Source organism: Sulfitobacter sp. HI0040, assembly GCF_001634885.1.
GTDB lineage: Bacteria > Pseudomonadota > Alphaproteobacteria > Rhodobacterales > Rhodobacteraceae > Sulfitobacter.
This window is the reverse complement of record NZ_LWEX01000175.1, coordinates 1-4,016: the sequence shown is the minus strand read 5'-3', so window position 1 is coordinate 4,016 and position 4,016 is coordinate 1. Positions and strand designations below refer to the sequence as shown.

Here is a 4,016-nt window from a genome sequence, read left to right as displayed (position 1 = left end):
TGCTGCACCTGCTGTTCGACCTGCCGCTGCACCACGATGACGGGCGCGCCCATTTCTGGCCCCTGACAGGCTGGATATTCGAAAGCCCCTACAGCTATTGGGACCGGTCGCACGGCGCGCTCTGGATCGCGCCGCTGGAGGCCGCACTCGCATCCGTCTGTGCCGTCATCATCTGGATACGCCGCCCGGGCTGGGTGCTGGCGGGCGTTACCGCGCTGCTGCTGGCGGCGGAATTGATGGTGGGGCAGGTCTGGCTGTTCGTGTTCGGCAACTGAGGGGGGCGCAAACGAAATGCGCGGCCCCGGAGGGCCGCGCATTTCAATGAAGTCATGCGGTGAGGATCAGGCCGCTTCGGCCTGCTGGGCGGCGTGGCGCCGCTCCGATTCCTCGCGGGACAGTGCGACGGATGTCCGCACGCCCTTGCCGACGAATTCCATCAGCCCGGCCACCACACGCTCGTTGGGGTCGATGCCGGCGCAGCTCAGCACTTCGCGGCCATCGCGGGAGCGCGCCCAGCGGGCGATCTGTTCGGGACCGTTGCCGTATTTCTTGTCGTCGGCAATGGCATCATCCAGCGCCGCCAGTACGACGGCGGCGAAAAGTTTGCGGGCACGGTTGCCTTGCTCGTTGTTAAAGGCAGTGCCATCAACGAAATCCTTCATCTCGTCGTCCTTTCGTTTATTCTTGCTCTTGTCATTTCGGCGTGGCGCCCCTTATGACCGAACGTTTGCGATTCGGATACAGCTAGATTGCATATCACTATTGCAAATGCTGCATACCTCGCTGCACGTGCAGCACGAAATCCGCCGGGTTGCGGGGAGTCCTACCCCGATATATAGGGTGGGTCGATACATCATCAACCTTTTGCCATGGTTCTGCCACATGCCTAAAATCAATGGAAACGAGATACGCCCCGGCAACGTGCTGGAACACAACGGCGGCCTTTGGGCGGCGGTCAAGGTCGACCACGTGAAGCCCGGAAAGGGCGGCGCCTTTGCGCAGGTCGAGATGCGCAACCTGCGAAACGGCTCCAAGCTGAACGAGCGTTTCCGCAGCGCCGACAAGGTCGAGCGTGTGCGTCTGGAGCAGAAAGATCAGCAATTTCTTTATGAAGACAACGGGATGCTGGTCGTCATGGATACCGAGACCTATGAGCAGGTCCAGCTTTCTGCCGATCTGCTGGGCGACCGTCGCCCCTTCCTGCAGGACGGGATGATGATCGTGGTGGAATACCACGAGGAGGAGGCGCTGAACGCCTCGCTGCCGCAGAAGGTCACCTGCAAGATCGTGGAGACCGAGCCGGTGGTGAAGGGCCAGACGGCGGCCAACTCCTTCAAGCCCGCGCTGCTGGACAACGGCGTGCGCGTGTCGGTTCCCCCCTTCGTCGGACCGGACGAGGACATCGTGGTGAACACCGAAACCATGGAATACGTCGAACGCGCCTGACGTGACGTCACGACGTCTGAGCGCCCAGAGGCCCCGGTGAAACGCCGGGGCTTTTTGCGTTGGAGGGGGCGGGCGTTCGTGGAGTCGGGGGGAGCCTACCTCGCCGGCGCGCGTGATCGCGGCGGCGGAAGCCTCCGGCGGGGATTTTGAGCCATTTGGAAGCAGGGCGCGCGCGGGGGCCCGGGGGTGGTGATGCACCCTCGACACTCCGGCGGGAAGGGGCCAGTCTGCCCCTGCGTCACCCGATACCCCGAGGAGGAACCATGGCCCCGATCACCGTCTTTGCCGCCCGCGAGATATTGACCATGGACCCCAACCGCCCCCGCGCCAGCCATGTGGCGGTGCGCGATGGCGAGATCCTCGCCGTGGGCGGCGCGGATTGCGCGGACGCATGGGGGCCGGTGACCCATGACGACAGCCTTGCCCATGCGGTGCTGATGCCCGGTTTTGTCGAAGGTCATGCGCATTTGATGGCCGGGGCCATGTGGCGCTATGCCTATGCGGGCTATCACGACCGGATCGATCCCGACGGCACGCTCTGGCCCGGGCTTACGGACCTTGACGCGGTGATCGGCGGATTGCGCGACTACGCCGGGGGGCTGGCCCCGGAGGAGCCGCTGGTGGGCTGGGGGTTCGATCCCATCTTCCTCGACGAAGAGCGGCTGTCGCGCAGGCATCTCGACCTGATCGACGCGGAGCGGCCCATCGCGATCATCTATTCCAACTTCCACCTGATGTGCGTGAACTCGGCGGCGCTCGACCTTGTGGGCTATGACGAGACGACCAATGCCGAGGGCGTCATCAAGGATGACAGCGGCAAGCCCACCGGCGAGTTGCAGGAGATGGCCGCGATGTTCCCCATCATGCGGCGGCTCGGCATCGACTTTCGCGGCCTCAGCCAGGAGGAGGGCGCCATCCGTGCCTATGCGCAGGTCGCCCGCCGTGCGGGGGTGACGACGGTGACGGACCTGTTTTCCCAGATGGAGGACGCCGATCTGGAGGTGATGCTGCGCGTGACCGGGGAGGCGGGCTTTGGCCTGCGGATCGTTCCCGCGCTCGGCGCGCTGGAGGCGCCCACCACCGTGGCGGAGCGCGCCCGGCGCATCGGTCTGCGGTCCACCGACAGGCTGCGCCTCGGTGCGGTCAAGCTGATGACGGACGGGGCCATTCAGGGCTGGACGGCGCGCGTCCGCTCGCCGGGCTATGTGGGTGGGCAGCCCAATGGCATCTGGAACACCGCGCCGGAGCAAATCCACGCGCTGGTCATGGAGTTGCACCGGACGGGCGTGCAGATGCATGTCCATGTAAACGGGGACGAGGCCGCCGAGGTCACGCTCGACGCGATGGAGGCGGCGTTGCGCGCCCATCCGTGGCAGGGTCACCGGCATGTGTTGCAGCACTGCCAGATGATGGACCGGGACCTCTACCGCCGGGCGGCCGAACTGGGATTGTGCTGCAACATCTTTGCCAACCACATCTATTATTTCGGCGATCAGCATGTGGCGCTGACCATCGGGCGCAACCGGGCAGAACGGATGGACGCCGTGCGCACGGCGCTGGACGCGGGCGTGCCCATCGCCATCCATTCCGATGCGCCGGTCACGCCCATGGGGCCGCTATTCACCGCGTGGTGTGCCGTCAACAGGCGGACCATGTCGGGCGAGGTGCTGGGTGAAGCGCAGTGCATCGGGGTGGAGGAGGCGCTTTTCGCGATCACGATGGGGGCCGCCTATACGCTGAAGCTGGATGGCGAGATCGGCAGTATCTCCGTCGGCAAGCGCGCCGATTTCGTGGCGCTGGGGCAGAACCCGGTGGAAGTGGACACCATGGCGCTGAAGGACGTGCCCGTCCTTGGCACGGTGTTCGGCGGGCAGGTCCAGCTGCTGTGAGCGGGCGGCTGCCGCTCACGGTGATCTCCGGCTATCTCGGGGCCGGGAAGACCACGTTGATCAACCGGCTGCTGGCCGAGGATCACGGGCTGCGGGTGATGATCATGGTGAACGATTTCGGCGCAATCGACATCGACGCGGCGCTGCTGACCTCCCGCGAGGAGGATACGCTGACCTTTGCCAATGGCTGTGTCTGCTGCACCATGGGCGCGGACCTGTTTCAGGCCGTGGGCGACGTGCTGGACAGGGCGGAGCGTCCGGATCATCTGGTGATAGAGGCGTCGGGCATTTCCGACCCCGCGCGCATCGCACAGGTGGCGGAGACAGAGCCGGAACTGGTCTATGGCGGGGTCGTCACCGTGGTGGATGCGGCGCATTACGCGGTGCAAGCGGGTGATGCCCGGATCGGGGCGCAGGTGCGCGCGCAGGTCGCGGCGGCGGATATCCTGCTGATCTCCAAGAGCGATGTGCTGCCCGATGACCTTGCGCGCAGTCTGGCGGCTGAGAGCGCCGCCCCCGTGGCGGTGCTGGCGGAGGTCGCGGCGCTGGCGCCCCTTGTGCTGGGGCAACGCCCGGCGGACATGCCCGTCAGGGGCGGGCTGGGCGGTCATGCGCGGTACATGGCGTGGCAGGTGCAGAACGGCGAGACCATGGAACTGGCCCCCCTGCGCGCGCGGCTCG

General features: G+C 65.9%; 4 protein-coding genes and 1 pseudogene. 4 read left to right on the top strand and 1 reads right to left on the bottom strand.

Going from position 1 to position 4,016, the window contains the following annotated elements; all coding sequences use genetic code 11:
* Nucleotides 1-275 (top strand): annotated as a pseudogene (locus A3728_RS23455) (cobalamin biosynthesis protein CobQ); the annotation flags it as partial.
* 66 nt (nt 276-341) lie between these two features.
* Here A3728_RS23455 and A3728_RS11325 read toward each other — a convergent pair.
* On the bottom strand, nt 342-662 hold the full coding sequence (locus A3728_RS11325; RefSeq protein WP_067923603.1) for a DUF6280 family protein: 321 nt from the start codon (nt 660-662) through the stop codon (nt 342-344).
* A 220-nt stretch (nt 663-882) separates the two neighbouring features.
* On the opposite strand from A3728_RS11325, the gene efp reads away from it, so the two are divergent.
* From efp to A3728_RS11310, 3 genes are all read left to right on the top strand, one after another.
* Entirely contained in the window at nt 883-1,446 is a 564-nt protein-coding gene (gene efp, locus A3728_RS11320) for an elongation factor P (protein WP_067923600.1), read from the top strand.
* 263 nt (nt 1,447-1,709) lie between these two features.
* Nucleotides 1,710-3,335 carry an amidohydrolase gene (locus A3728_RS11315; RefSeq protein ID WP_067923597.1) on the top strand — a complete coding sequence of 542 codons (1,626 nt, stop codon included), beginning with the start codon at nt 1,710-1,712 and terminating at the stop codon, nt 3,333-3,335.
* On the top strand, nt 3,332-4,016 hold a 685-nt coding region (locus A3728_RS11310), incomplete at its 3' end, for a CobW family GTP-binding protein (RefSeq protein WP_150120743.1). The genes A3728_RS11315 and A3728_RS11310, both read left to right, overlap by 4 nt.

Bases quoted from the DNA above. Each gene is read 5' to 3' on its own strand.
- A3728_RS11325 (WP_067923603.1), bottom strand. From the start codon at position 662: ATGAAGGATTTCGTTGATGGCACTGCCTTTAACAACGAGCAAGGCAAC.
- efp (WP_067923600.1), top strand. From the start codon at position 883: ATGCCTAAAATCAATGGAAACGAGATACGCCCCGGCAACGTGCTGGAA.
- A3728_RS11315 (WP_067923597.1), top strand. From the start codon at position 1,710: ATGGCCCCGATCACCGTCTTTGCCGCCCGCGAGATATTGACCATGGAC.